This is a genomic window from Anoxybacter fermentans (assembly GCF_003991135.1).
In the GTDB taxonomy this organism is placed as follows: domain Bacteria; phylum Bacillota; class Halanaerobiia; order DY22613; family DY22613; genus Anoxybacter; species Anoxybacter fermentans.
This window is the reverse complement of the sequence record NZ_CP016379.1, coordinates 3,286,652-3,311,825: the sequence shown is the minus strand read 5'-3', so window position 1 is coordinate 3,311,825 and position 25,174 is coordinate 3,286,652. Positions and strand designations below refer to the sequence as shown.

The window sequence follows — 25,174 nt, the reverse complement described above, 5'->3', positions numbered from 1 at the left end:
CCCTCCGAAGGTGGTCTCCTCTCATAGATTGGCTGGTCTCCTGACTTGTGCTTCACCTTACTCCCGGCCCCTTCCCAGGACCTTGGCCCAGTGGGCTGTTTGCCGGTTTCATCCGCACTCACAGTAGCGGGGGCTGTAGTGGATTTTCACCACTTTCCCATTTAAGTTCTAAACAGAACACCAATCTATGCAAATATTTGGTTATATCAGGTTTATAGTATCATAAATTGAAGGAAATTGCAATAGATAAATCAAAATTAAAAAAAACTATATTCTACTCAATAAATTCAATTTTCAATCCATAAAACATAGGTTTAAATAATTCTATCTTTGGTTATTTTTTTAAAAATTTTTATATTTTGATAAATAAATTAAATACAGCAATCTAATATGTTTTTATAGTTTTATACACTATTTTGTTTGACTTTAGCATTTGAAGTAGAACGAGTTTTAGATAAAAATTGTGTTTGGCAAGATAAAAATCCTGCATTTGGCCATATTTTTTCCAGCATACTCATTTCCAACATTAATACTTAATGGTAGAGTGTTTTAACCTATAACTTTTTCCTGTAAACATCAAAAGATGGCTATAATGTATAAGTCTATCAATTATTGCATTCGTTATTCTTTCATCGTAAAATATATTTATCCACTTTTCTATATAGATGCAACTGCGGCTGATAAATTGTCAAACCATATCTTACAAGGAACTACTCCGATATATTCAAAAATTGTTTTAAGCCCTGTTAAGAGACATTCTTGATTTTCTCCTTTAAACAGTTGAATGAATCCTGCATTGTTGTTTGGAAATGAGACAGTCATATAATGGGTTTAAATTTATCCAATTTTGATCCCCGTTTTTTACGGATATTGGGTTTTAGATTCCAGTCATCTTTTTCAACATACTTTTTGACAGTTTTAAAATCATGTCCGGTAATTTTAGCAGTTTTTCTTAACGAATACCCTTTCTTTTCAACAAGATTTTTGATAGAATATATTTGTTCCATTGTTAGCATCCTTTCTATTACCTCCTTTAGCTATTTGGTGGATAACTAAAGGATAATATTTTTTGAGGATGCTGGCAATGGTTTTTTTATTTTTTCCAGTTCAACTGCTAGATTTTTATGTTGCCATTTGCTCCATTTTTATTATACCAAAAACAACTGGCAACAGCATAGAACATTGGTTATGGTTTTTTTGTTTTCTTAAAAGAAAAATTTTCAATGAATTTAAATGAACAATGAAAAAAAAGGGCTATGCCCAAAAGTAATTAATTACTTTTGAGACAGCCCCATAGCCCTTTTCATTTATTCCCCAAAAGCATTGATATATCAAGTTTTTAAAAAAGATTTATTTTTAGAATTTTCCAATGCTATAACATAAATGAGCATTATAGAAATAAGACAAGTTAATGAAATTGCTAATAAAACAGTTTTAGATCCAAATATTTTTATAGCCCAACCAACTAATACCTGGAATAAAACATTAAAACCACTTGCAATTGTAGATAATAGTGACATAACGCTGGCCCTGACACTAGAGCTTATGTATTCATTACTCCAACTTTTATATATGGGAAAATACATTCCAGTAGCGAGAAAAAAAAACACAACTCCACCTAAAAATAGTTGTAGATTAGCAGCTGACATAAAAACCAAACTTATAAAGAAAATACAATAAGATGAAATCAGCAATATCTTAGGTTTAATTCTAAGACTCAATTTCCCCACATAATAACTCCCTAATCCCATAAAAATTGCATTTAGTGATTGAAGATATCCTAAAGAATTAACCTTTAAACCTAATTCAATCGCCCGAGGTTGGTAAATAAATATAAAAACTGTATAAATCAAATAATAAATTGTCATTATTAAACTGAACATTATTAATGGTCTAGATTTAATAAAATGTAAAATTGCTTTTTTGCTAATTGATATTCCTTTCTTTGTATCTCCATAATTATCATTAAAAAACAAAACTGATACTACTGCTGTACAAATATAAATAAAACCAGAAATTAAAAATAAAATTTTTAAATTATTTTTCATTAGCAAACCTATTAATAAACCTATGATAAATTTTCCTATAGAACCATATGCTCTGGCTTTCCCAAAATATAAGCCTACCTGTTTTCTTCTATTTTCTTTCTGTAATTCATCAACTAACCATGCTTGAAGCGATCCACTTACTTGTGCAGATCCAAGTCCAGATAAAATAGCTGCTAAAATTAGCAAAGAATAGTTAGGAGCCAAACCATATACTATCTGGGAAACTCCGTTAAATAATGAACCTAACGCAAATGTTTTTTTTCTTCCTATAATATCAGCCAAACCACCAGTTGGAAAATCAGTTATACTGGCTACAAAAAGATATACACTCCAAATTGTTCCCAATTCAACATAACTTATACCTTTAGATAATAAAAAAACGGTAGCAACAGACGTTGTACAAGCCGCACCACAGTTAAAAAGGGTTCTAATAAAAAGGAAGAATTGACCTGTTTTCAAAAAAACCATCTCCTATTCTAATTTATTTTTGAAAAGATAGCCTTAAAAGTTTCCTTTAAAGGTGGTTGAACAATTAAAGATTGATTTCGTGATCTAAGATTTCTACTAATTAACTGTCCTTCACGAATAACCATTTGAGTAAGCAACCAATAAGTATATATTTGATTAGAAGTTAAATGTTTTGTTGAATAAACCGGATATCCTCCAGATTCAAGATAGTTATGCCAATTACGATGAAGAATTTCTATACCATATCTTTGAGGAAATCTTTCTATAGCAGTACCAGGATGTGGTGTCAATACATATGATTGAATATTTGTAATTTTTTCTTCTATAATTAATCGAAAAATATTATTAAGGTTTTCTAAAACATCATTTTCCGTTTCTTCAGGTAATCCTACTAACCATTCAAGACGAATTTTTAAATTAAATTTTTTAGCAATTATTATTGCTTTTTGTAGATCCTCATACTTTTGATTTTTATTTAACATCTTTAAAAGTCTATTACATGAATTTTCACCCCCAAATGCTACTGTCTTAGTTACACGTGAAAGAATCTTTGCTATTTCTTCATTAAAATAACGAACATGAGCATAAACCATATTTATTCTAAGATTCTTTTTTTCAAATAATTGAATAATATCTCTTAAATGCTCTTTATCATAAGTAAAAAGTTCATCATCTAAAAAATCTATTTGCGTTCTTTTTCCAAAAGCATTAAAAGCAGCATTTATGTCTTCATTAATTTTATCAGATTTTCTAGTCCTAAAATGATTCCACTGTTTTAATCCACCACAAAAAATACATCTAAAGGGGCAACCATAACTAGTCCTTAGTGTTATAGGAATTGACTCTGACGTAATATTGTTATTAACACTAATCTCCTCTAAATAAGGAGTTATTTCTTGGAAATCAGGAACAGGTAGCTTATTAATATCTTTAACATATAAATATCCGGAAGTTTGATATAACTCTCCATTATTTTTAAATAAAATAGATGGGTAGTTTTTTAAATCCTTCTTATCTAATATTTTTTTAAAAACCTCTGCAATTATTTCTTCACATTCTCCTCTGAATACTAAATCAACACAATTGTTTTTAATTAATTCTTTTGGATAAATTGTAGCATGTTTTCCTGCAAATGCTATTTTACAGTTGAAATTTGATTCTTTAAGATAAGTTCCAATTTTAATTGCATGTGGAATACATGCTGTATTACGATTAGAAATTAAGTGGTCTGTTTGAAATAAAACTATTTTAGGATTAAATCGTTTGAGATATTTAATAATCTCTTTAAAATGATCACTGGGAGAATAACGATAAAACAAATTAAATAATGGAAGGTATTTTGTCTTGAAACCGGCTTCCTTTAAAATTTTTACAACCCGTAGAGCCATCGTATCTACAGGAGGACAACCTGGATAACTATAACTTATAGAATGTCTAATAGTCGCTGTACGAGGTGGATAAATTACTAATACATCAACTTCTTCCTTCATTAGTATCACCCTCTCCATAATATTTTAAATAATCTCTAACTTTCGGACACCTAGGATCCGGAGCTGTCCTATCATTTAATAAAGCTTGAGCAGATATTCGACATCCACCTCCACATATTCTTTTAAATTCGCAATCAATACAGGGTTCCTTTTTAATGACTTCAAATTGAATTTCTCTAAACCAATTAAAAAGATCAGATTTAAACCAAATTTCACTCAGACTTTGCTCTTGAATATTACCAGCAACAAAATTAGTACTTATAGCAGGTACACATGGAAAAACATCACCACGTGAGTTTATACATAAGTCAGTTACTCCCGCTTCACACCAGATTGGGCGATATCTAAAAAAAACTTCCTCATCAAAATGCCAAATTTCTTTTAATTCTTGCTCCATTCCAAGTTCTTTTAAGGGAATAACTAATTCATAAAAAGTAAAAAATGTCATTTGCAATCGTTTTGATAATGAACCCCATAAATTATCTCTTTTAATAATTGTAACATGTCTTAACAATTCTTTCCATTCATCATAACTATAAACTAACTCATTAAAGTTCTTTTTCGCTCTTCCTGAAATAAATAACGGGTCAAGAACTACCTGGTTAACATTTAATTTCTCAAGAACAAAACGTGCTGTTTCTAATGCGTTACCCAAAGTTTTTTTTGTTACAGTATGAAATACAGTAATATGATGATTACGTTGTTTTAATTTCAAAATTACATCTATTAAATTTTCAAAATCATTTATTGTACTCCCCTTTCTTATACTAGAAAAAGTTTGATAATCGAATCCATCTATACTAAATTGTATTTTTAACTGATGCTTTTTGTAATCTTTTTCTATTAAAGTAATTAAATCATCATTCCAATTCGAACCATTTGATAACAATGTAAAAATATGCTGTTCGCCAAACGAAAAAGCTATTTCCAAAATTTTTTTTATTTTTGGATGTAAAAGTGGTTCACCACCTGTTAAATTTATCCATATAACTCCTAAATCATTTAATTGCTGAATACAATTTTTAAATAAATCCAATGACATTACATTTTCAAGTTTTTTAGAAGAATCAGTAAAACAATGGATGCATGAAAAATTACATTTTTCAGTTATTGACAATAAACATTGATTTGGGTTCTTAATTTTAAACATTTACTTCCCTTCTTTCTAACTCATCATAAATGTCAGTAAACCACCCAACTTGTTGAAATTTATCAAAAAAATTTATTAAATCTTTGATTAAAACATTCTCTTCCACTTGATATTCTCTTAATAAAGTCTGAATAAGTTGATCTACATTATAATTGACTTTTTCCAAGGTCTCAAAAATTTTATAGGCAGTTTCATTTCCTTCGACATATCTATCACGATTAAATATAACACATCCAAACGACTCTTTTCTAATCCTCAAAATATCTCCATTAGTTTTTAAAACAAGAATACCCATTATAAATCCCTCCCCACATATAATTAAATTAAATAAATCTTATAACATAAAACTTTATAAAATCTTATTTCAAAAAAATATTCAATTTTTTATCCTAATAATTTCAAAACTAAAACTTTACAAATTAGGGTTATCCTATATAATTCTCAGTAGGAATTAAGGGAAATATTCTTCCTCCTAGTTACATCGCTTACTGGCAAATTCTTATTAAGAGTGTATCACCTCCCCTGACCTATATTTGCAACTCATAATTTCTTTCTTTGAATTCTAATTCTCACAAAAGCGCTGAACTTGAACAATAAATTTTAAATCACTAAACATATAGTATTAAAGTTACATCTCTTTAGTAGTTTCCCCTGTTCTATACTCTTAGTTCATCAAAATATCTTAAAGATTATCCAATCTGAATCCTAAACTTATTGTAATTTTCGTATTTATAACATATTCACTGCTACAACCAGAAACTTATTGAAAAAGTTTTACTCAGCAAAAGCACTGTCAAAATACCTATTAAAGAACTTAAAAATATACTTACTTCACCCAGCAAAAATCAATTCTGGTAACTGCAAAACATTTATTCTTCGTACTTGACATTTTAGCTGAATAGATACAGTTTTTTAATAAACTAACCTTACAGTAACTAGATTTAATTGAAAAACATATAGCTCATCTAGATAAAAATTTTAGGTTCATAAAAAACCCTTTTAATTTACACAATCAACATGTAGATCATCACTTGACCTGAAAAATAATTTTTTAAGTGAGTAATCAAAACCTACCTAGAAATTTTAAACTAAACCTTATTGTTAACAAATTATTGAATTTAATAAATAATTTATATTTTAATATAGAAAAATATATTATTTTGGGATATTATTTATTCGCTTTTTTAACTACTGATTGACTTTCATCACAATTTTTTTGGACAAGCCGGGTCTTTTGCATCTAGACTTCCATTAATTACAAAAGCTCTAGCTCTACATCCACCACCGCATATTTTTTTTAAATCACATTTCACACATTCCCCATTATTTATATCCTTTAACTTTAAATTTCTTAATTTTTTTAAAACCTTTGACTCTCTCCAAACTTGTTCTAAACTACTTTCTAGAATGTTACCACAAAATAATTCTGGAATTCTTGCAGATACGGACCCGCACGGAGTAAGCATCCCATCAGGAGAAATAGCACAACTAGTTATACCAGCATTACAACCCAAATCACGATATTTGCTATAATTTTTATTTCTTAAAGGAGATATATAATTCCATATATATTCAATTTCATTTAATGAATACCCTAATTCTAATAAAGGTAAATACATCTCCCAAGGGCAAGTCACAGATATAATGAATTTTTTATATTTTTTATCTTTTTTTAGTATTGTAGCTTCTTTTAAAAAGTTTTTCCATTCACCATACGAAAGTTCTAAGTTATCATAATTTATTTTACCTCTTCCATAAGGAAAAAATTTAATACCCAAAACACCATTTACACCTAAATCCTTAATCAAAAAATCTAATGTTTTAAAAAAATTAGATAATGTTAATTTAGTTAGAGTATAATTAATATGTACGTTAATACTTTTTGATAACATATGTTCTACATTTTTTATAATACGATTAAATTCATTATAAGCAGGTTGTCCATCTCTTTTTTTTCTCAAAATACCATAGGATTTTGGATCATAACCATCCAGACTAATTGAAATATTAACTTTTTCTTTTAATAATTCTATAAAATCAATATCCTCTGGATTCCATAAAATCCCATTAGTATTAATAACTATTTTCCACTCTTTATCAGTTGCAGCATGTAAAACTAAATCTCGCCAATCTTTACGGCAAAGTAATTCGCCTCCAGTTAAAGCAATATTATATACACCTGCATTGTAAAGTTGATCTAAAACATCCATAACTTGTTCTGTAGTCATTTCATTATCTAAACTTTTCCCACCAGTTACGTTACAATGCAAACAATTTAAATTGCATTTTAAAGTCAAGTCAAAATCAATAGCTAATGGAGCTCTATAATATAACATATTCAACTCACTTCCTTTTTGCTATGATTTAAGGTCTGGATAAAAAACCCAGACCTTAAGGCAAAATTTACTCTTCTACCACAGAATCTTTATCCCACTTTAGCCATCTACCTGAAACAAAATCAGCTTTTGGAACTATCCATTTTTTCATATAAACTCCCCTCCTTTCTATCTCGTATTGTCAAATTACTCCCATTTTTCAGAGAGTAAAAGTTTGATTTTTCTTTATAGGGCCAAGATTTACCTAAAAAAAGAATCCTTCCTACCAAATCAATAGATAATATTTGAGCTTAGCATATCTTACTACACCAAAAAAACAACCAATTAAACCTATACAAAATTAAATCTTTAAATGTTGTCATCGATAAACATCCATAATATAGTGTTCCTAAAGATTTTCTCACATTCTTTAAAGATAATCCAAATAGTTATCACAAACCTCAATGCAAAATTTAAAATAGAAATGAAATCCATCTTTAACTATACTACAAAAAGCTAATTTTGAGCAATATAGAAATTTTTCGCTAAATCATCTTAGCAAAATTTCAGCCGAAATAAGGTCTCAACATAGGAGGTGATGAGCTAATCAAGGATGAAAACGCGCCTCTGAATCAGGAAGCCATATTTCAGCTAAAATCAATCTTTAGATAGCTTTAAAAATTTCTCAAATAGTGGAAAATTAGTTTTTACAGTATAATCATCTTTAAATTTTTAACTATTTTGCTTTTGTAAAATATTTCCTAATAGAATTCTTGGTCATTTAACCCTTTCTCTATCATATACATCCTATAAACTCTTGTATTTAATAATAAAATATTCCTTTTTATAGTATAAAATTGTATGATGCCTATAAATTATAATAGATATTTATTTTTTCCTTAAATATTAATTACCTCTTAACTCATTATCCTTACGTTTCTAATCTATTAGACACTTCCCATCAAGATTCCTTCTTTTTTTTTAAAAATTTTTTAAAAAAATAGAAAAATACTTTTTTATTAACTTTCAGTAAATATCATTATTTTATTATAATTTAACTTATTTTTTTTGCCTATTAAAAACAGATAAACAAATATCGAATAGAATAACGCCAAAGTGATCAACATTAACATTATCCTCCCACAAAACCGTATGTATGAACACCGTATACATCTTCTGATAAACCTCGGTCACTAATCATATACACTACTCATACACCCACATGATACTTTGCATCACCGGCTGAACTATTAAAACTATACTTTATACTACAAAAATATAAATTTCTAACTTTCTTAGTTTGAATAAAGATAATAAAAATTTTACAACAAATTGTAAATGTGATTTCATATGCTGATTCAACTCCCAATAATTTAAAAACTGATAGACTATAAGTCCATTTTTTATTCCCTTTAATATCTGTTTGAAGTGTGTTTGACAAGATAAAAATCCTGCATTTGGCCATATTTTTTCCAGCATACTCATTTCCAACATTAATACTTAATGGTAGAGTGTTTTAACCTATAACTTTTTCCTGTAAACATCAAAAGATGGCTATAATGTATAAGTCTATCAATTATTGCATTCGTCATTCTTTCATCGTAAAATATATTTATCCACTTTTCTATATAGATGCAACTGCAGCTGATAAATTGTCAAACCATATCTTACAAGGAACTACTCCAATATATTCAAAAATTGTTTTAAGCCCTGTTAAGAGACATTCTTGATTTTCTCCTTTAAACAGTTGAATGAATCCTGTATTGTTGTTTGGAAATGAGACAGTCATATAATGGGTTTAAATTTATCCAATTTTGATCCCCGTTTTTTACGGGCATTGGGTTTTAGATTCCAGTCATCTTTTTCAACATACTTTTTGACAGTTTTAAAATCATGTCCGGTAATTTTAGCAGTTTTTCTTAACGAATACCCTTTCTTTTCAACAAGATTTTTGATAAAATATATTTGTTCCATTGTCAGCATCCTTTCTATTACCTCCTTTAGCTATTTGGTGGATAACTAAAGATAATATTTTTTGAGGATGCTGGCAATGGTTTTTTTATTTTTTCCAGTTCAACTGCTAGATTTTTATGTTGCCATTTGCTCCATTTTTATTATACCAAAAACACATTTCCGGAAACAGTTGTTCAAAGGTGTATAATCCATCAGATAAAGAACACGATGAAGTATGTAAGTTACAAAGACAGAAAAGAACTAGCAAATGATTTAAAAAAGATATACAAAGCGTCTAATAAAGAAATAGCGTATCAAAATTTACAAGAAGTAATGAAAAAGTGAAAAAAATACGAAATAAACCTAAAGAGTTGGGAAAAGAACTGAGAAACATTATCACCATTTTTTGACTATAGTCCAAATGTGAGAAGGATAATGTATACGACAAATATAATAGAATCATTGAACAAACAATATCGAAAAGTAACGAAAAACAAGACATCGTTCCCGAATGATGAAGCATTGTTAAAAATCTTGTATTTAGCAACAAAAAATGTGACAAAAAAATGGACAGCACGGTATAAGGAATAGAACAAAGTACTAAACGAGCTATCCATATATTTCGGAGAAAGGATTGAAAAATACGTATAAATAGTCTTAAACTGTAAGAAATAACAAAAGCAAAAAAACGAAAATGGAAACGCAGCAAAACCTGCAAAAAGCTTCGAATGAAAAAATATCGATGAATTTTTCAAAAAATGAAAAACCTAAAGTTCTTTGAAAAAAGTACGATAAGAAAGTTGTGTTAATTGAAAACGATTGTAAAAAAATCTTACCTACCAAGAAGAGGATTTACACAAAATTTTAAGCACTCCCTAAAAATATCTTAGAATTTTGTCCAAATTTTTGGGAGTCATTACACTGGTACGTTACCAACATTTTTTTCATCTTTTCCGAAGCCCTTTATGTATATATTTGTTCTGTTTTGTTGGTTTCCTTATGGGATAGAACTTTACCTTGAGGTACTTGACCTTGTGATGGAATTTTTACTTCTTCTTCAACCAAGTTGCTCCAAAGTTCTAATTTGTTTTCGTTAGCGTAGTTTTCAAGCATTGCTAATCTGTTTTTTGTAAAAGATACTATTTCACCTATGTACTCTCTGGAAAAATCAATCTTTGTCTCAACTACTTTGTACACTTCATCGATTTGCATCTTATACTCTTCTTTTAGAAAGTTTACATAATCCTTTAAGACCTTTTTTGGATTTTCGATGTAATTTTTATCATAAATTACTTCCCTTTGAGACCAATTAGATATCCATTCCTCTTAAAGAGATAGAGCATTATAATTCCTGTAATAAATGTTATTAATGCACCTATTAAGAAAATTGGTTGGATACCTATCTGGATATTGAAGAATAGCTTTGACCATGCAAGAGACAGAATACTACCAACAGTAGAAGCAATTATGTAAATGGAGAATATCTTTCCTCTCACTTCCTCATTCAGGTGTTCCATGAATATAGACATCAAACCTATCTGTAGGAATGCATTTCCAATACCCAAAATAAAGAATAGAATGATACCAAGATAGTAATTTGGGATCAGGGAGAATGCTATTAGTAATATGCCATTAAATATTAACCCAAATAGATACATCAAAACTCTATCTAATCTCTTTGCCCATCTTGCCAATAAGATTGAAGCTATGAGAGCTCCTAAATTTCCTGCTGAAACTAAGAAGCTATAACTTTCAGATGGCATCTGATATGTTTTATCAACAAACACTACCAGTAATTCATTTATAACTCCTGCGCCAATTAATGAAACAAACTCTGCTATAAAAACTAACTTCACAATTTCTTCTTTCTTTAGAAAGTTCTTAGCATCCCTAAACTTAGAAAAGAATGAGGTGAATTCTTCCGAGATTTTCTTCTTACTTTCCTTCCATTCTATGGATAGCAGCATCAATATTAATGCACTTATGAAGTATGTAAGACTGTCAAGAAGGAATGCCATCTTTATTCCAAAGAAATATATCACCACACCGGCAAGTGCAGGGCCAAGTATCTCAAGTGTATTGTCAGAAACTTGCTCTAAAGCATTAGCAGTTGGTATTTCTTTCTCATCTTTCAAGATTTTTGGAACCAATGAGAATCTTATAGGCTGAAAGATTAAAGCAATTACCATCTGTAAAAAAACTATTAGATAGAGTATATATACTGATCTTATGAATAGATAACCCAAAACTATGACACCATTTACTACTTCGGAGAGAACAAGTAGTTTTTTCCCTTTACCAATATCTGCAAGGAATCCTCCAATTGGTGCAAAGATAAAACTTGGAAGATATGATATGATAACAAAAGTAGCCGTTTGGCTTGCTGAACCCGTTAGTGTATAGAAAAGAGTTATTCTTGAAATCAATGTAAGATACTTTCCTAATCTACTAACAAAATTACTTACCCATAGTTTGAAGAAGTTTGTATTCTCTCTAAAGAATGTAATATAGTACTTCAAATCTCATCTCCCCCACACACACATATAATTTGCTTTTATAACAATTTTATTAACCAGGTCAAAAGTCTTTTTTAAACAGACTTTTGACTTGTTTTGCTTATGATTAACTCAAACGAATTTGAAAATACTCAGTCTTGACACTTAAATTTTTCATCTCACTATTAAATTTTTTTATACATTCTTCTACTTATTACTTTATATTCTTTTTCTAAGTAAAATTGAATTGCTGTCTGATTAAATTCCCATACATTTATCTCAATACCATGAACATTTTTTTCTTTACCCCATTCTTCTAAAGCCTTTAATAGTTCTTTACCAATTCCCTTCTTCTGCCATTCTTTTTTTACTATCAACGTATCTACCATCAAATACTTTCTCTTTTTAAAAACAGGAATTTCAGGTGTTCTTTTAATAAAACCGTTAATTAATCCTACAACTTCATCACCTATTACTTTTACAAACATTGCCGCTTCATTATTATTTATAAAATTATCAATGAACTGACTACCTCGTCTATCAAGTTTTACAAAAAAATCTGGCATATTGGTTGCATGCAAATCATCAACCTGTTTAAAAAGTTGAATTAGCTGTTCATAATCTTCTTTTTTAGCAAACCTGATCACATTTGTCCCCTCCTTAAAGTTATGTTAATATGAAAATTTAGTCAGCCTCCTTCCTGGGATTTCAATCTTCTTAGAAAATTAACAATACCTCCCAGGAAAGGAGACTAAATTATTTTACCCAAGATGTTTCCTGAAAACTTTATAAATTTAATTTCTGGTTATACTGCAAAATGCTAATTTTTCTCTCTTTGAAAAATTTTTCGAACCATCTAAAGTTCGATTTCAATCGAAATAAGACTTCCTAATCAAAGGACCCTCCTGGCCCTTGATTATGTCGCTCAAAATTAGCTTTTTGCAGTATAATCATTACATTTAAATTGTCAAATCTTTTATTACCTCTTTCAGCTTATCAGCTGAAGCTTTTAATTTCTCAAGTTCATCTTCTGTCAAGGGAAGTTCAATCACCTGTCTGATTCCATTTTCACCTACTATACTGGGCAGACTTAATGCCACATCATCCAAACCGTGCTGACCTTCTAACACACTGGATACCGTCAAAACTGAATTTTCATTTCTCAATATCGCTTCTATAATTCTGCGAACTGCCAGAGCCACTCCATAGTAGGTAGCTCCTTTCCGTTCGATTATATAATATGCTGCATTTTTCACCTTCTCAAAAATCTCATCTCTATGCTCTTTACTACATTTTCTACAGACTTTGCAATAATTATCAATTGTCATTCCTGCAATATTAGTAAGACTCCAGATTGGTACTTCACTATCACCATGCTCACCTAAAATATAACCATGAACATTTCTCACATCTACTTCACAATGCTCACTTAATAGGTAACGAAATCTTGCACTGTCTAGAACAGTTCCTGAACCAATCACTTGATGTGGCGGTAGTCCGGAAACCTTTGCAGCAACATATGTAAGAATATCTACCGGATTGGTTACTATAAGAAGGATGGCATCTTTAGTGTATTTAATAATATTTTGTACAATTTCTTTTGTGAGCTTTGCATTTTTCTTTGCCAGATCAAGTCTGGTCTCACCAGGTTCTATACTTGGCCCGGCGGTAATAACCACAATTTTAGCATCTTTACACTCTTCATAATCCCCTACTTTTACCTTCACCGGTGCTACAAAGGATAATCCGTGGTTTAGATCAGCTACTTCACCTTGAGCTTTCTCTTTATTAATATCGATTAAAACCAGTTCTGAGGCTACACCACTGTGGATAAGGGTGTATGCCAGGGTAGACCCAACAAAACCTGCTCCTATAATCACCACTTTAGATCTGTTAATAGGCATATACACCATTCCTTCCTAATTTGGTTTATTATTAATATATCACTTTAGTATAATCATTCAAATAAAACATTATAATGGTTAAAGCTTATCTAAACCCTTTCAACTTCCGGAAATTTCCCCGAACAAGTTTAGTAAGAACTATCTCATGAAATTGTTCATATTCATTAACATCTATATCCAGACCCACCTTTTCTTTCTAAAGTCCTATCAAATTATTCTCTTTAAAAACAATTATCTTTATCTGTCCAGATAACCTTTATTAAAAAAGTTGCCCTTACAATATCTTTACATAGATTGCACATGAATTACCTTGATCCCATCCGGGATATGGATCGATTGTCTCTAGATACATAAAACCCATAACCTCATAAAAATGTCGTGTAATCTCATAAAGGGGATAATTAACATCATCAGAAAGTGTCTTTACTTCTAATAATCTAATTCCCTGAGCTCTTAAATCATTTACAATATGATCAATCAATGCAGAACCAATCCCCTGTTTCTGACGCTCCTTTTTTACAGTCATCCATAAGATTTCAGAAACATGATTATTTTTATGTTTTATTGCAACAAAACCTACTACTTCATCCACATCCATTGCAACATATAGCAAATGTTTTTGCAAATCCTGTCTTATTGCTATAATACCCTTTTCATCAAAATATTGTCGTAGTTCCTTTGAATTGAAAAGTACGCATCAATATGTTTTTTACTCCCCTTTAGAATCTCCATCACTTTTTTCTTACCCCTTAATAAGTTTAGCTATCAAGAACTTTTATCAAACTACAGCACCAATCAAATCTCACCACCAAATAGAGGGGGATTTCTCCCCCCCTTCCTATATCCTTTCACCCTTGTTAATCCCGCTGCTTTTGCTCCTTTCCGATAATCCCATCTATTTTCTGGCTCAACAAAGCCCGTTTTTATTCATCCTTCAACAACTCTCCTATACTTATTGCACGATATGTTTTGTATTTCTTTTCAGGTATATATATCGCCCCTGTAGGACAAAAAGAAATACATCGTAAACACTGCTGACATTTATCAGAGAACCATGGATATTCATTCATTCGGACATTATTAACGGGGCATAACCTCACACAAAGCCCACATTTAGTGCACCTTTCCCTATCAATCTTGAAACGTTTACCCCAATCTGCTACCATCCTCCAGACCATTTTTCTTGAAACCAAAAAGTAGAACATATCAGATAGTACGGGAACTCTTCTCCATTTTGCTCTGCCATTAATTATATCAAGAGCGTATTTTTTTGCTTTTTCCAACCCCTTGTCTATTTTTATTTTATTTTTATTTTCATCAATATTTTTAGGATAAAAATTAGAAGGCATTATTATCTCTTTTGCCCCAATGGTTTTATATCCTTTTTTATTCAAAACCCTTTTCAATGGACCAACTATGGCCCCGGAATACACGGCAAGAGTATCGACCATGAATATTTCGGTGCCATCAGTATCGGGCAATCTATTCACAAAATCCCAAACAAAAGGATATGTAGACTGGGCAGCTACAGGAAAACCCAATCCGAGTGTATGGTTTAAATTTATATCTTGAGGAACTGCCTTCTCAAGTCTATATAGATTAACATTTATTCCTTTCTCAACAAAGATATCTCTCATCTTCTTTACAACCAATTGTGTGTTTCCTGTTCCAGAAAAATAATAGAAATCAATAGTATTTAATCCCATATTCTACCTCCTGAATAAATAAACGGATTTCATATAAAATTATTTAGAACGAAATATTTCGTATAAATTGAGTTAACTGCCATTCATTCCGTCAATCTTTTGTATGCCCCACTTAAAATCAGGTATCTCAACACTTCGACATCCAGGAAAAAAGTCCTAAATTGTTATTCGGCACTTCCCATTACATTCCTTCTTTTTTTACAAAAATACAAAAAACTGAAATCAAACTTTAGATGGTTCGAAAAATTTCTTTTGAAGCAAAAAATTAGCTTTTTAAAGTAAAATCATTTATTTGAATCAATAAAACCCCAATGGCAAAATGGTTTCTCTGAAGGCAATGTATCAAACATAACTAACTTTTTTATTGACAATATTATTATGATTGGCAACCCTTATATTTTGATTTGAAAAAAAAATTTAGAGTTCTGTCCCATAATTCATCTTCAAAAACCCATTTACGTTACTTGGAAAAAGACTTAAAAAGATATGTATTAGTACATTCAAAACTAGCACAAGTTTCACTTTCTTTTTTAGTAAAATATATCCTTTTACAGATAGGACATTTCTTTTTTCTCCAATTATTTTTTTCAAAATAATCAGAAACAAGCTCTTCAAATTCTTTTTGTAACATATTAGATCACCTTTATAGCTTTAATTTTCCCATTACATACCAAACCCAAATGGATATAGGATATAAATCATAGGCTATATTTTAGTTTTTCTACACTTCTTTTGGTAATATAGCAGTCAAACCATCCATATATGGAACTAATTTTTCAGGAATTTTGATAGAACCATCAGCCTGTTGATAATTTTCCATTAAGGCGATGATTAATCGGTCACAAAAACCTGTAGCAGATATTGTATGAGGAAAACCTTTGGTACCGTCTATTTTAAATCTGATATTACCCCGTCTGGTCTGATAATCTCTGATATTAGTATTTGATGTTACTTCTCTATACTTATTTTGACTTGGAAACCATGCCTCAATATCATATTTAATACTTCCAGCTGGAGCTAAATCTTGGGAAGCAGTTAATACAACTCTATATGGTATATTTAATTCTTTCAGCATATACTCTTCATTTTCTAGACATTGTTGATGCCAGAATTCTGACTCATCAGGATGACAATATACAAGTTGTTCTAATTTGTAAAACTGATGCACACGGAAAATACCTGTATTATCTTTTCCATAACTTCCTATTTCTGTTCGGAAACACATCGATTCACCTAAATATAATAGTGGTAATTTAGTTAAAATCTCATCCATATGCATTCCTAACAAAGACTGTTCACTTGTTCCAATCAAAGATAGATCTTCATCTTCAATTTTAAAATTATCTTTTTCGGCAAAAGGTAAATAACCTGAAATATATAACGTTTTTTTCTTGGCAAGATACGGTGGTGAAACCAGTTCAAATCCTTGTTTTTTTACATTATCCACAAACATTTTAGTTAAAGCCCACCTCAGCATTACCCCCTCATTTTTTAGGCAGTAAAACCTAGTCTTGGATAGTTTAACTCCTCTAGGAATATCAATTATTCCCAAACTACTTCCTAGTTCTTCATGACTTTTAACTCTAAAATCAAATTGTGGTACTTGACCAACTTCTTTAATAACTATATTTTTTTCTTCACCGCCTACAGGAACTCTAGGATCTAGGATATTAGGAAGCCAGGACATTTCTTCCAGTAATTTTTTTTCTACCTCTTCCAGTTGTTTTGAAAGTTCTTGTTCTTCTTGTTTTAATCTTTTAGCCCTTTCAATTAAATCTTTTTCAATTTTCTCACCACCAATCATGCGAGATACTTCATTCTTTTCTTTTCTAAGTAACTCAACATTATATAATAAGTCCCTTCTTCGATTTGACAAATCAACAATATAGTCAAGATCCAGATTGACATTTCTCTTTTTACAGTTTTCTTTTACTATTTCCAGATTCTCAATAACATATTTAATATCCAACATCTTTAAAAAACCCCTTTCTTTTTTATAATACCCTTTTACCAAGACTATATAATTTCCTGCTCAAAAAAAGAGATTCAAGAGTTCCTAAAGCAAAAACATGAGGACATCAAAAAACAATAAACATTATCGGAATCAATAGAAATAATAACCCCTTTTTCATTACCTTCTCAGACACCACCCTTCTAGTCGAGATCTAACAGTTCCGAAACGGTTACCAGGGTAAAACCTTTTTCTCTCAGTCTGTCAATCAGTACAGGTAGAGCCTGAACAGTCTGTTTAACAGGGTGCATCAGTACTATTCCGCCTTTAGAAGCCTTTCTTAAGACCCGGTTAATGATAACATCGGCAGGAGGTTTCTGCCAATCTATAGTATCAGCTGACCATAGTATTAATTTATAACCCAGATCATCAACGGTTTCTACAACAAACTTATTGTACTCTCCATAAGGAGGGGCGTAGGTCTCAAATAGCTGAAGTAGTGGAATTAGCCCTGGAACTTAATAAAACCAGTGGCGAAGATATTAAAGCACTACTTGAGTACCAGAGCTCTAAACAAACTGGCAATCGGCCTTTAAAGGAACCCTGGACACCAGATAATCTAATAGATTGGCAACCCTCTCTAAGCTTTGTAGGGAGGTGAATTCCCATCATGGGCAGATTACAGGAGTTGTGTAAATAACTTAAAATATGGAATCTAGAGGAATTAGTAACAGAGATAGAATTTGAAAACCCCGAACAATATCTGGTAGATATATTAGAATTAGCTCTAAAACAAAGACACACTCGGAAAATAAAGAGATTAGTAAAACGTGCTGGTTTTCCTGGTACAAAAACACTGGAAAATTATAATTTTAAGCCTATCTCTTTTCCAAATAGTATAAAACGGAACTTCTTTCTCTTAAATTTATTGAAAGAAAATGTCTTAATGCTTGGTACTGTTGGAACAAATAAAACTCATTTAACCACTGCACTTGGTCTTAGAGCTTTTGCTCGAGGTAAAAATGTATTATTCTACAGAGCAGTTGACCTGACTAATGAATTACTTGAAAAAATATTCTTCAGGTCAAGCTGGCAAACTCATTAAAAAAATAGCTAAAGCTGACCTTTTGATCCTTGATGAACTAGGCTATATACCCTTTAGTAAAAAAATAGCTGAACTATTTTTTTCAGTAATATCAAATAATTATGAGTAACAAAGTATTGTTGTCACATCTAATCTTGAGTTTGGTAGATGAAATGAAGTTTTTGGGGATGACCGTTTAACTGCTACTCTTATTGACAGAGTAGTTCATCATGCTCATATACTTGCTTTTCAGCAAGCTATGGTGAAATGCAGTGGTAAAAAGAAAAGTGATTAAAGTTAAAATGTTTCAAAATACCAACTGGATGCTATGTACTTTTAAATGGTCATTTTATGCAAAAATATCTTGACAAACACACGATAAGAAAAAATAAAACCGGACAAATAATACCTAAAACTATACCCAAAAAAATTTTATCAACTTTTTTCATTTTATTGACATCATCCTTCTAAAACTTTCCCTAGTTCAAAAAATTGCTAAATTTTTATTCGTCATTTTCCATTACTATCCCTTCTTTTTTTCTATAAAATATAACTTCCTTACAATGGTAATGTTATTTCAAATATCGTCCCTTTTTTTGGCTCACTTATAAGCCGAATCTCACCACTGTGCTTTAAAATAATTTGCCGGGCAATGGCAAGACCCAGACCGGTTCCGCCAGTACTTAAACTTCGGGATTTATCTCCCCTGACAAAGGGCAGAAAGATTTTTTCTCTAATTTCCGGTTCAATCCCAATTCCATTATCCTCTATTATAATCTGAACTTCTTTGTCCTTTTCAATCAATGAGACAGAAATAGTGGTACCAGGCGGATTATATTGAATTCCATTCATTAAAATATTGGTCAAAGCCCTCTCTAACTGCTGTGGATCAAAATGGCAGATAATCTCTTTATCAGGAATAGATACCCGATACTCAAATCCCTGACTCTCCAATTCAGGAATATAGTGGGCAAACCAACTGCGAAGAAATTCTGCAAGATCGTAATCTTTAAACTGCAGCTTATAATCATCCTCCTCTAACCGGGTAAGCTGAAATAAATCATTAATTAGATTATTAACTTTGATGGTTTTCTCTTTCACCAACCTAAGATATTTCTTCTGAGTCTTTTCATCCTGAACCATACCGTCTGCTAAAGCTTCTATATACCCCCGGATAGAGGTAAGAGGAGTTTTCAAATCATGAGAGATATTCATTAGAAGTTGACGTCGAATCTCTTCCATCTTTTCTTTTTCAAGCCGTGATTTTTCTAATTCCAAAGCCATCCGGTTAAAGGCAGCGCCAATCTCCTCTAATTCATTACCTGTTTTTAAATGAATATGTACTTTTCTCTCTCCATGAGCCATCCTTTCGATTCCGTTAAGAAGCACCCCCAGTGGCTTACTCAAATTATTGGCAGTAAAATGACTATAGAGAAGAATATTAATGATTAACATAAGAAAAAATAATAAACCGCTTTTTATCAGAGTATCGACAAAAGGTTTAATCACCATATAAGGTACATTTTCTGGCTGAACGTTTATATTAATCTTAGTAGCCGGTATAGCTGTCAATAATAGATGATGTTCAGGATCTGATTCTGGATAAAAAGCAATGGTGTAAAAATATTTATCTGCATAGGGAAATTCCAAATATGATAAAATCTCTTCCGGTGTATATTTGAACTTATGAGGAGAATTCTTTCCTTTTTCGTAAACTACCCGGTATTTATAATCCAGAACCTGTACCCAGCCATCCATTGCCAGGACATCTTTTAAATCCATCTGGTAGGGATCGGATTGAATGATCTGTTTTGCTATGATTTTGGGAATCTGGCCCTGTTCATAAGCCCTTTTTATATCCCAGCCCATATAGATAAAAGTCAGAACACAAATTAAAACAGTAATAATTAAAAAGATAATATATTTAAAAACAAATCCCCGATATATTCGCTTACCTTTCATCTTTAACCCTTCTTTCAAAACGATAGCCAATCCCACGTATAGTTGTTAAATATATGGGATGACTGGGGTTGGGTTCTATCTTTTCTCTAAGGCGGCTTAAATGAACCATTATGGTATTGTCATCTCCCATGTAAGGTTCTCGCCATACCTGTTCAAATATCTGCTTTTTGGTAAAAACCTGGCCCGCATGTTCCATGAAAAATTTTAATAATCGGAATTCCAGAGAAGTGACTTCAACAGTCTCTCCCGCTACCTTAACTGTACAGGCCCCTGTATCCAATTCAATCTGACCAATTTTTAAAACTTCTGGCACTGACCTTTTCGATTCATTTAACTTATAAAACCGCCTTAGCTGGGCCTTAACCCGGGCCAGCACTTCCAATGGACTAAAAGGTTTTGTAATATAATCATCAGCCCCCAACCCCAGGCCCAGAATTTTATCCACATCTTCACTTCGGGCAGATAAAAAGATTAAGGGAATATTGCTCTTTTCACGAATTTTTTTAACCAATTGAAATCCATCCATCCCCGGCATCATAATATCCAATATGACCAGATCCAATTGATTACTATTAAATTGTTCTAAAGCTTCCAGCCCATCATAAGCTTTAAAAACCTGATACCCTTCATTGGAAAGGTATAAACTTAAAAGTTCCACAATCTCCCTTTCGTCATCAGCAATTAAAATTTTTTCTGGCATACCTACACATCCTTTCAATTGGCTTTTAACATTTTATGCAAAAGTTCCTCAAGACTGATCGGCTCTACTTCGGACTTAAACAGATGTTGATGCCAGCCTTTCTGGCCCCATTTGTCCAGAACAAGACAAATACCCATCCCTAACGTATAAAACCGATTCTTATCTTTCTCCAGATGTTCTAACCGCTTAAGAAATTGTTGCATAAGTTCCTCCTCACCTTTTTTCTGTAAGGCAGTTACCATAAAGTATGTAGCAGTTCCTTCCATTAATTCATAAAATCGTTCATATGCAACAGCTATCATATATCCCTTAATTCCTAACAATTCCTTTATCCTGCTGCGTCTGGTATCACGAATATCAAAAAATTCATTTAATAAAAAAAGAACTTTTTCTTTTGTTTCAGCATTTAAAATTCTAAAAAGAAGATCAGCCTCTTTTTGATACCATTCACTGATATGTTGATCTTTTGTAAGGTTTATCAATTGTTCTTCAATTCTTTTCTCTTCCTTTTCACTTATATTAGTTAGCTCCCTCGTATTCTCAAGAAGTTTAAAACCCCATTGCTCCAATTGATAAACATGAAAAGCTTCATGGAGAATGACAGCTAAATATAAAGAATCGGGAACTTTATCTTCTTCAGCAAAAGAAAATCTCTGGATAAAAATTTCTTCAACAGAACCATTGGTAACTCCTTCCACCAATACTCCAATTCTATCCATCTCAGTTTTTCCAGGAACAAAAGCCTGAATTTGACCATCTACTAAAAAAGCAGTAGCTGCCAGAACAGGTAAAACCGGTTTCCTTGCTTTAACCTGATCGTTTATTACCAGATATTCCCGATCTCCCTTTCGGTAAGCAACAGGAATCTGCGTTAGATCAAAATCTCTCCATGTCTCACGGGCCAACTCTTTCGACAGTTTAATTGCATCTTTGTGGTAAAAAAGATCAGTTTCATTAAATTGAGTTGGATCAGAAATAAATAAATATGTTAAGAAAAGTAAAATACCAATCAAACAATAAATAAGGATAAAACTTCGTTTCCTCATCTCAGACCTCCTTTCTAAAGAGAAAAAGAGTTCCCCAGAGAACCAGATATAAAAAGATGATCATTTCCAGAATAATATGAATTTTTACCGGTTTAGCATTCAAAAAAGCAGCAGCTTCCCGCTGTACACCTACTATATTGGGTGTCAAAAAAACAACTAACTTTAACCAGCTTCCTTCAGTCAGTTGAGCCATCGTGATAAAAAGATCATGTAACACTCCAAGAATATATGCGATAAAACCAATCATTCCAGCAAAAATAGGTGACATTTTAACACTACAGATACTGACAATAGCACTCAGTGTGGCTATATTGGTTGATAAAATAAGATAAGTCACTATTAATCGGAGCCAGTATTCAATCCTGCCATAAAAGATTATAAAAAATAGTAAGGAAAAAGCTAGAATTCCGAAAATGATAAGAGAAATACAGATATTCCCCAAAACCAGCGCCAGGATATACTGCCACTTTTCTATCGGTCTTACCAGAACCAGATGAGTAGTTTTTCGTTCAAACTCTTTTGGAATAGTATTCATGGATAAAAAAATAGTTAGCATAGACCCAAAAAAGACTACTATACTTATACCTACAAATAAAAGTTGGTTAAATTCTGTAACCTTTTGGCCATTAATCTTTAAACCACCCCCGGTTGTAATGATGTAGTTAAAGATCAAAGCAAGAATAGCAATAATTAAAACTGTGCGATTTCTAATTTGTTCACGAATTACATTTTTAATAATATAAATCATTATCGAACACCCCCTAAAGCCTGTAAAAAAATCTTTTCTAAGTTACGGGTTTCTTTTAATTCATAAATCTTTCCTCCACCCATAATAATCATCTTTGCAATATCAGGAATCTGTTCTCGAGCCAACAATTCTACTTCAAATCCATTTGACGTTGGAGTTATTCTTTTAACAATAGATTTTAGGGCCTCAAGTATGTCAGAATCATAAGTACAACTGATCTCCAAGTTAATCATTTTCTGCCTAAAATCCCATTCTGTTACCAGCCGACCTCTGTTAAGGATAATCCCTCTATCAGCTACCTGTTCTACATCATGGAGAATATGTGAATTTAGAATAATTGTTTTTCCCTCTTCTTTGAGTTCTTTTATGAGATTAAGAATTTCAATCCGTCCTTTTGCATCCAATCCCGCAGCTGGTTCATCAAGGATTAATAGATCCGGGGAACCGAGTAAGGCCTGAGCTAAAGCTAATCTCTGTAACATACCTTTGGAGAATTTCTGGATTTTTCTTGTCCGGTAATCTATTAGATTAACTTTTTTCAAGATAATTGAAATCTCTTTTACCAACTGTGTTTTTTTAAGTCTCTGTAACTTCCCATAGAAGTACAATACTTCTTCTGCCGTAAGAAATCCAGGGAAATAAGGAGTTTCGGGGGAATATCCAATCTGTATACCGGACTTTATTTGAATCTTTCCTGCCGTCGGTCTGGTTAAACCAAGAAGCATTTTGATAGTGGTGGTTTTTCCAGCTCCATTAGGACCAATTAAGCCAAATATCTCCCCTTTCTTCACCTCAAATGAAAGATGGTCAACAGCCAGTGTTTTTCGATAATATTTGACCAACCCTTGACATTTAACCATAATTCAACTGCTCCTTCCTTTAAACTCAGGAATATTATATTTGATCAAACTTAATTTAAAATTAAAAATACCTTAAATTAACCTTAAATCTATTTGCGTACAAAAAATTAAATAGGGAGGATTTCTCTCCCCCCTTTTTACAAAACCATACCTAATGGATTTTTATAAATGGTTCCTCCAATATCTATCTTTATTATTGAGTAGTAACTTCGTTACAAATTTTACTTAGTACATATCACCCTTTCTGATAAAACCATCTTTATCCATCACAAAATCTACTATTCCAACGGGCCGAAATCCTCCACTTTTCTCCCTTACCATCCTTTCACCCTTGTTAATCCCGCTTCTTTTGCTACTTTCACCGCATTTTTAAATTCCTGTGGTGTTATTCTTCTCCTCAGTTCTACATCTATGAACCGGGTAATACTGAGCCATTAAATTTACATAGGTGTCTTTGGATATTCTATCTGCAATAAACTGCATAATCTCTTTTGTACCAGCCAGATTTTCTGGAAGAATCAGGTGTCTAATAATTAGACCCTTATAAGCAATACCATCATCATCTGTCTTTAAGTTACCAACCTGCCTGTACATCTCCTTTACAGCAGCTTTGGCAATTGTATAATAATTTTTCACTCCCAGATACTTCTCTGCAAGTTTATCATCAGCAAATTTTATATCCGGCATATATATGTCAATAATACCATCCAAAAATTTTAGAGTATCCGTCAGATCATATCCATTTGTATTATAGACAACAGGAATATTTAATCCCCTATTTGCGGCAATAAAAATAGCTTCTACAACTTGAGGTATGATATGACCGGGAGAGACCAGATTAATATTGTGACATCTTCTTCTCTGTAAATAAAGCATAACCTCAGCTAATTCTTCTATTGTAATCTCTTCTCCCTCTCCACATTGACTGATCTCATAGTTTTGGCAAAAAACACATTTTAAATTACAATGAGAAAAGAATATTGTCCCCGAACCATATCTACCTACCAATTCCTCTTCTTCACCAAAATGAGCATTAGCACCCGAAACAACAACATTCTCCAAAGTCTTACAATAACCCCTTTCTCCATTTAGTCTATTAACCTGACACTGATGGGGACAGAGAACACAATTAGTAAGCATTTCTTTTAATCTTTGAACCCGTTTTTCCAATTCTCCATTTTTTAATAGATTTATATATCCCGGCTGGTACATAAATATCACCCTTTGTGAGTTATATTATATAGTAATACTATAATTATCTTTACCGGATAGGTGTAATTTCAATTCCTAATTC

At 31.6% G+C, this 25,174-nt stretch carries 22 protein-coding genes, 5 pseudogenes and 1 riboswitch; of the genes and pseudogenes, 3 read left to right on the top strand and 24 right to left on the bottom strand.

Features of this window, described 5'->3' with window-relative positions; translation table 11 throughout:
• Positions 1–13: 13 nt before the first annotated feature.
• A riboswitch (cobalamin riboswitch) is annotated at positions 14–200 on the bottom strand.
• A 326-nt stretch (positions 201–526) separates the two neighbouring features.
• The 11 genes and pseudogenes from BBF96_RS17610 to BBF96_RS17585 form a co-directional block, all read right to left on the bottom strand.
• Complete coding sequence (locus BBF96_RS17610) at positions 527–610, bottom strand: hypothetical protein (protein WP_418655028.1); 84 nt, start codon at positions 608–610, stop codon at positions 527–529.
• A 50-nt stretch (positions 611–660) separates the two neighbouring features.
• Positions 661–822 (bottom strand): annotated as a pseudogene (locus BBF96_RS17605) (IS21 family transposase); the annotation flags it as partial.
• The gene (locus BBF96_RS17600; protein WP_127017908.1) at positions 819–1,016 is read right to left on the bottom strand and encodes a hypothetical protein; all 198 of its coding nucleotides are present in this window, start codon (positions 1,014–1,016) and stop codon (positions 819–821) included. The gene BBF96_RS17600 and the pseudogene BBF96_RS17605, both read right to left, overlap by 4 nt.
• A gap of 315 nt (positions 1,017–1,331) precedes the next feature.
• Positions 1,332–2,507 (bottom strand): MFS transporter, encoded by a 1,176-nt coding sequence (locus BBF96_RS15030; protein ID WP_164731134.1) that lies wholly within the window; start codon positions 2,505–2,507, stop codon positions 1,332–1,334.
• Positions 2,508–2,524: 17 nt separating this feature from the next.
• A complete protein-coding gene (locus tag BBF96_RS15025; protein WP_164731133.1) occupies positions 2,525–4,006 on the bottom strand; it encodes a B12-binding domain-containing radical SAM protein in 1,482 nt (493 codons plus the stop codon).
• Entirely contained in the window at positions 3,990–5,156 is a 1,167-nt protein-coding gene (locus tag BBF96_RS15020; RefSeq protein WP_127017905.1) for a radical SAM/SPASM domain-containing protein, read from the bottom strand. Before BBF96_RS15020 ends, BBF96_RS15025 begins: the two co-directional genes overlap by 17 nt.
• Positions 5,149–5,451, bottom strand: coding sequence for a PqqD family protein (locus tag BBF96_RS15015; RefSeq protein ID WP_127017904.1), 303 nt, complete (start codon positions 5,449–5,451; stop codon positions 5,149–5,151). The genes BBF96_RS15020 and BBF96_RS15015 overlap by 8 nt, the downstream gene beginning before the upstream one ends.
• Positions 5,452–6,361: 910 nt before the next feature.
• Positions 6,362–7,492, bottom strand: coding sequence for a radical SAM/SPASM domain-containing protein (locus tag BBF96_RS15010; RefSeq protein ID WP_127017903.1), 1,131 nt, complete (start codon positions 7,490–7,492; stop codon positions 6,362–6,364).
• A 1,472-nt stretch (positions 7,493–8,964) separates the two neighbouring features.
• Positions 8,965–9,093 (bottom strand): annotated as a pseudogene (locus BBF96_RS17595) (ATP-binding protein); the annotation flags it as partial.
• 5 nt (positions 9,094–9,098) lie between these two features.
• Positions 9,099–9,260, bottom strand: a pseudogene (locus tag BBF96_RS17590) (IS21 family transposase); the annotation flags it as partial.
• A complete protein-coding gene (locus tag BBF96_RS17585; RefSeq protein WP_127017902.1) occupies positions 9,257–9,454 on the bottom strand; it encodes a hypothetical protein in 198 nt (65 codons plus the stop codon). The gene BBF96_RS17585 and the pseudogene BBF96_RS17590, both read right to left, overlap by 4 nt.
• 138 nt (positions 9,455–9,592) lie before the next feature.
• Between BBF96_RS17585 and BBF96_RS17580 the strand changes: the two are divergent.
• Positions 9,593–10,015, top strand: a pseudogene (locus BBF96_RS17580) (IS256 family transposase); the annotation flags it as partial.
• Positions 10,016–10,387: 372 nt separating this feature from the next.
• Here BBF96_RS17580 and BBF96_RS14985 read toward each other — a convergent pair.
• The 7 genes from BBF96_RS14985 to serS form a co-directional block, all read right to left on the bottom strand.
• Entirely contained in the window at positions 10,388–10,636 is a 249-nt protein-coding gene (locus BBF96_RS14985) for a hypothetical protein (RefSeq protein ID WP_127017900.1), read from the bottom strand.
• A gap of 77 nt (positions 10,637–10,713) precedes the next feature.
• Positions 10,714–11,943, bottom strand: a complete 1,230-nt coding sequence (locus tag BBF96_RS14980) for an MFS transporter (protein WP_127017899.1) — start codon at positions 11,941–11,943, stop codon at positions 10,714–10,716.
• A 161-nt stretch (positions 11,944–12,104) separates the two neighbouring features.
• On the bottom strand, positions 12,105–12,566 hold the full coding sequence (locus BBF96_RS14975; protein WP_127017898.1) for a GNAT family N-acetyltransferase: 462 nt from the start codon (positions 12,564–12,566) through the stop codon (positions 12,105–12,107).
• Positions 12,567–12,878: 312 nt separating this feature from the next.
• A complete protein-coding gene (locus tag BBF96_RS14970) occupies positions 12,879–13,823 on the bottom strand; it encodes an L-lactate dehydrogenase (RefSeq protein WP_127017897.1) in 945 nt (314 codons plus the stop codon).
• A gap of 274 nt (positions 13,824–14,097) precedes the next feature.
• Complete coding sequence (locus BBF96_RS14965) at positions 14,098–14,448, bottom strand: GNAT family N-acetyltransferase (RefSeq protein WP_257791999.1); 351 nt, start codon at positions 14,446–14,448, stop codon at positions 14,098–14,100.
• 298 nt (positions 14,449–14,746) lie between these two features.
• Positions 14,747–15,529: an EFR1 family ferrodoxin gene (locus BBF96_RS14960; protein ID WP_127017895.1), complete on the bottom strand. Its 783-nt coding sequence runs from the start codon at positions 15,527–15,529 to the stop codon at positions 14,747–14,749.
• 721 nt (positions 15,530–16,250) lie between these two features.
• Positions 16,251–17,501 (bottom strand): serine--tRNA ligase, encoded by a 1,251-nt coding sequence (gene serS / locus BBF96_RS14955; protein WP_127017894.1) that lies wholly within the window; start codon positions 17,499–17,501, stop codon positions 16,251–16,253.
• Positions 17,502–18,186: 685 nt separating this feature from the next.
• Here serS and BBF96_RS17575 point away from each other — a divergent pair.
• Positions 18,187–18,585, top strand: coding sequence for an ATP-binding protein (locus tag BBF96_RS17575; RefSeq protein WP_127018299.1), 399 nt, complete (start codon positions 18,187–18,189; stop codon positions 18,583–18,585).
• Positions 18,536–18,859, top strand: a pseudogene (locus tag BBF96_RS16990) (ATP-binding protein). Before BBF96_RS17575 ends, BBF96_RS16990 begins: the two are co-directional and overlap by 50 nt.
• A 263-nt stretch (positions 18,860–19,122) precedes the next feature.
• Here the strand turns inward: BBF96_RS16990 and BBF96_RS14940 are convergent.
• The 6 genes from BBF96_RS14940 to BBF96_RS14915 form a co-directional block, all read right to left on the bottom strand.
• Positions 19,123–20,526, bottom strand: a complete 1,404-nt coding sequence (locus BBF96_RS14940; RefSeq protein WP_127017892.1) for a sensor histidine kinase — start codon at positions 20,524–20,526, stop codon at positions 19,123–19,125.
• The gene (locus BBF96_RS14935) at positions 20,516–21,226 is read right to left on the bottom strand and encodes a response regulator transcription factor (RefSeq protein WP_127017891.1); all 711 of its coding nucleotides are present in this window, start codon (positions 21,224–21,226) and stop codon (positions 20,516–20,518) included. Before BBF96_RS14935 ends, BBF96_RS14940 begins: the two co-directional genes overlap by 11 nt.
• Before the next feature lie 14 nt (positions 21,227–21,240).
• Positions 21,241–22,272, bottom strand: coding sequence for a hypothetical protein (locus BBF96_RS14930; RefSeq protein ID WP_127017890.1), 1,032 nt, complete (start codon positions 22,270–22,272; stop codon positions 21,241–21,243).
• Position 22,273: 1 nt separating this feature from the next.
• Positions 22,274–23,020, bottom strand: a complete 747-nt coding sequence (locus BBF96_RS14925) for an ABC transporter permease (RefSeq protein WP_127017889.1) — start codon at positions 23,018–23,020, stop codon at positions 22,274–22,276.
• On the bottom strand, positions 23,020–23,880 hold the full coding sequence (locus BBF96_RS14920; RefSeq protein ID WP_127017888.1) for an ABC transporter ATP-binding protein: 861 nt from the start codon (positions 23,878–23,880) through the stop codon (positions 23,020–23,022). Before BBF96_RS14920 ends, BBF96_RS14925 begins: the two co-directional genes overlap by 1 nt.
• A gap of 369 nt (positions 23,881–24,249) precedes the next feature.
• On the bottom strand, positions 24,250–25,092 hold the full coding sequence (locus BBF96_RS14915) for a radical SAM protein (RefSeq protein WP_205665656.1): 843 nt from the start codon (positions 25,090–25,092) through the stop codon (positions 24,250–24,252).
• Positions 25,093–25,174 lie beyond the last annotated feature (82 nt).

What these genes read in the sequence shown, in the direction of transcription:
- BBF96_RS14940 (WP_127017892.1), bottom strand. Translation starts at nt 20,526, where the DNA reads ATGAAAGGTAAGCGAATATATCGGGGATTTGTTTTTAAATATATTATC.
- BBF96_RS14920 (WP_127017888.1), bottom strand. Translation starts at nt 23,880, where the DNA reads ATGGTTAAATGTCAAGGGTTGGTCAAATATTATCGAAAAACACTGGCT.
- BBF96_RS14925 (WP_127017889.1), bottom strand. Translation starts at nt 23,020, where the DNA reads ATGATTTATATTATTAAAAATGTAATTCGTGAACAAATTAGAAATCGC.
- BBF96_RS14985 (WP_127017900.1), bottom strand. Translation starts at nt 10,636, where the DNA reads ATGCAAATCGATGAAGTGTACAAAGTAGTTGAGACAAAGATTGATTTT.
- BBF96_RS14915 (WP_205665656.1), bottom strand. Translation starts at nt 25,092, where the DNA reads ATGTACCAGCCGGGATATATAAATCTATTAAAAAATGGAGAATTGGAA.
- BBF96_RS15010 (WP_127017903.1), bottom strand. Translation starts at nt 7,492, where the DNA reads ATGTTATATTATAGAGCTCCATTAGCTATTGATTTTGACTTGACTTTA.
- BBF96_RS14930 (WP_127017890.1), bottom strand. Translation starts at nt 22,272, where the DNA reads ATGAGGAAACGAAGTTTTATCCTTATTTATTGTTTGATTGGTATTTTA.
- BBF96_RS15025 (WP_164731133.1), bottom strand. Translation starts at nt 4,006, where the DNA reads ATGAAGGAAGAAGTTGATGTATTAGTAATTTATCCACCTCGTACAGCG.
- serS (WP_127017894.1), bottom strand. Translation starts at nt 17,501, where the DNA reads ATGTTGGATATTAAATATGTTATTGAGAATCTGGAAATAGTAAAAGAA.
- BBF96_RS14970 (WP_127017897.1), bottom strand. Translation starts at nt 13,823, where the DNA reads ATGCCTATTAACAGATCTAAAGTGGTGATTATAGGAGCAGGTTTTGTT.
- BBF96_RS14960 (WP_127017895.1), bottom strand. Translation starts at nt 15,529, where the DNA reads ATGGGATTAAATACTATTGATTTCTATTATTTTTCTGGAACAGGAAAC.
- BBF96_RS15020 (WP_127017905.1), bottom strand. Translation starts at nt 5,156, where the DNA reads ATGTTTAAAATTAAGAACCCAAATCAATGTTTATTGTCAATAACTGAA.
- BBF96_RS14935 (WP_127017891.1), bottom strand. Translation starts at nt 21,226, where the DNA reads ATGCCAGAAAAAATTTTAATTGCTGATGACGAAAGGGAGATTGTGGAA.
- BBF96_RS17600 (WP_127017908.1), bottom strand. Translation starts at nt 1,016, where the DNA reads ATGCTAACAATGGAACAAATATATTCTATCAAAAATCTTGTTGAAAAG.
- BBF96_RS17585 (WP_127017902.1), bottom strand. Translation starts at nt 9,454, where the DNA reads ATGCTGACAATGGAACAAATATATTTTATCAAAAATCTTGTTGAAAAG.
- BBF96_RS15015 (WP_127017904.1), bottom strand. Translation starts at nt 5,451, where the DNA reads ATGGGTATTCTTGTTTTAAAAACTAATGGAGATATTTTGAGGATTAGA.